Genomic DNA, 2,181 nt, shown 5'->3' on the forward strand with positions numbered 1-2,181 from the left:
GGGCGGGGATACGGTGACCATGAACGCCTCCTGCGGTGAAGGGACTTGCCCGCTCGACGACCGCGCCGGGCGGTGGCATGCCGCGTGGTTGCGGTGCGCTTCCGGCTTATCGGCGGGGGCAGTTGGGCGGCTTACGGCTTCACCGTAGCGGCGTCCGTAGAATAGTTTCTACGCAATCTGCGGATGCATCCGACGCTCCACCCGTGTGGGTGACAGCGCAGGGCAAGGGAGTGCAAGAACATGCCGCCACGGTCAACGCCCACAGCACGGCAACTCCGGCTGGGAGTCGAACTGCGCAAGCTCCGGGAGCGCGCAGGCCTGACCGCCCGCGCCGCAGGCGAGCTGATCGGGGCCAACCAGGCCCGGATCAGCAACATCGAAACCGGCCGCTTCGGCCTCAGCGAGCAACGCATCCGCACCCTCGCCCAGCACTACGACTGCGCCGACGAAGCCCTCGTCGACGCGCTCGTCGCCATGGCGGCGCACCGGAAGCGCGGCTGGTGGGAGGAGTACCGCGAGACCCTCTCCGCGTCGCAGCTCGACCTCGCCGAGTCCGAGCACCACGCCACCGCACTCCGCATCTCCAATGCCCTGCACATCCCCGGCCTGCTGCAGACCCCTGACTACATCCGGGCGCTGTTCGACGGCTCGGTGCCACGCCTGTCGCCCCCGGACGTCGAGCACCGGATCTCCTTCCGCATCAAGCGCCAAGAGGTCCTCTACCGGGAACACCCCACCCCGTACAGCGCCGTCGTCCACGAGGCGGCCCTGCGCATGCGGTTCGGCGGCAAAGGGACGACCCGCGAACAGCTGAAGCACCTCACGAAGATGAGCGAGCACGAGGGGATCACCCTCCGAGTGATCCCCTTCACCCACGGCGTCTTCCCCGGCTCCGGCCAGTCGGTCGGCTACTACTCGGGCCCTGTGCCCCAACTCGACACGGTGCAGCTCGACCAGTCCCACGGGGCGCTCCTCCTGGACGCCGAAGCCCAGGTCCACAAGTACGCGCTGCTGCTCGACCGCATGGAGGACACCGCCCTCGACGCCGCCGCGTCACGCGCCTTCATCCACCACATCGCGAACGAACTCTGAGCCCAGGGAGCCACCTTGACCGACCAGACCTGGCAGAAGTCCTCGTACTGCCAAGAGGCAAGCGCGTGCGTCCATGTCTCGGCCGCGCCGGACGGGACGATCCACCTCCGCGAGAGCGACGCCCCGGAAACCACCCTCACCACAGGCCCAAGCCAACTACGGGCCTTCATCACCCACATACGCACCGGGACCGAACAAGGACCCCGAAGCCGAAACTGATGGAACCGGAAGCCTCCCCCGTGCTTGCATGAACCGCATGGTGTCTGCCGACCGTCTGCTCGCCTTCGCGGCGATGTCGTTCCTGTTGATCGTGATCCCCGGCCCCAGCGTGCTGTTCGTGATCGGGCGGGCCCTGGCGCAGGGCCGCCGTGGCGCGCTGACCACGGTCGTAGGGAACACCGCCGGCGCCTATGTCCTCATCGTGGCCGTGGCGTTCGGGGTCGGGGCGGCACTGGAACGCTCGGCTCTTCTCTTCACGACGCTGAAGCTGACGGGTGCCGCCTACTTGGTTTTCCTGGGCGTGAAGGCGTGGCGGGAACGCGGTTCGCTGCAGGCAGCGGTGACTGGCGTGGGCACCGCGCAAGGAAATCTGCGGACGTTCTGGGAAGGCTTCGCGGTAGGGGTGACCAACCCCAAGACCATCGTCTTCTTCGCCGCGGTGCTACCGCAGTTCGTCGACCGCGGACAGGGCCACGCCGCGGCGCAGATGCTGGTGCTCGGCCTGGTGTTCAACGCCATCGCCCTCGCCTCCGACATGACGTGGGGCCTGGCGGCATCCACCGCACGGGACTGGTTCGCCCGCTCACCTCAACGCCTCTCCCTGGTCGGCGGCGCCGGCGGCCTGACAATGATCGGCCTCGGTGTCACGGTGGCAGTGACGGGCCGCAAGGACTGACGCCCGGCGGGGTGGGGCTCTGGCGGCGGTGGCCTTGATTCGTACCGGGGCCGCCCGGTGACTATCAAAGGCACCGGATCAGCAGCGCCCCGTCCCGGCAAGTGTCGTGACGCAGGTCGGTCACGCCGCCGACACCGAGCCCCAGTTGGCCCCGCCACCGTCCCGGGCGGGATGCCCGGCTTGGCGGGGGAGGG

At 68.8% G+C, this 2,181-nt stretch carries 3 protein-coding genes; all 3 read left to right on the top strand.

All coding sequences use genetic code 11. The features are described 5' to 3' along the window. The first annotated feature begins 240 nt into the window (after window positions 1-240). The 3 genes from E2651_RS42715 to E2651_RS42725 are packed head-to-tail and all read left to right on the top strand — an operon-like array spanning window position 241 to window position 1,987. Window positions 241-1,092, top strand: a complete 852-nt coding sequence (locus tag E2651_RS42715) for a helix-turn-helix transcriptional regulator (protein WP_135336646.1) — start codon at window positions 241-243, stop codon at window positions 1,090-1,092. Window positions 1,093-1,107: 15 nt separating this feature from the next. After that, the gene (locus tag E2651_RS42720) at window positions 1,108-1,311 is read left to right on the top strand and encodes a DUF397 domain-containing protein (protein ID WP_135336647.1); all 204 of its coding nucleotides are present in this window, start codon (window positions 1,108-1,110) and stop codon (window positions 1,309-1,311) included. A gap of 37 nt (window positions 1,312-1,348) precedes the next feature. Beyond that, window positions 1,349-1,987 (top strand): LysE family translocator, encoded by a 639-nt coding sequence (locus E2651_RS42725; protein ID WP_135336648.1) that lies wholly within the window; start codon window positions 1,349-1,351, stop codon window positions 1,985-1,987. Window positions 1,988-2,181 lie beyond the last annotated feature (194 nt).

The sequence above is a fragment of the Streptomyces sp. MZ04 genome, from assembly GCF_004684775.1.
In the GTDB taxonomy this organism is placed as follows: domain Bacteria; phylum Actinomycetota; class Actinomycetes; order Streptomycetales; family Streptomycetaceae; genus Streptomyces.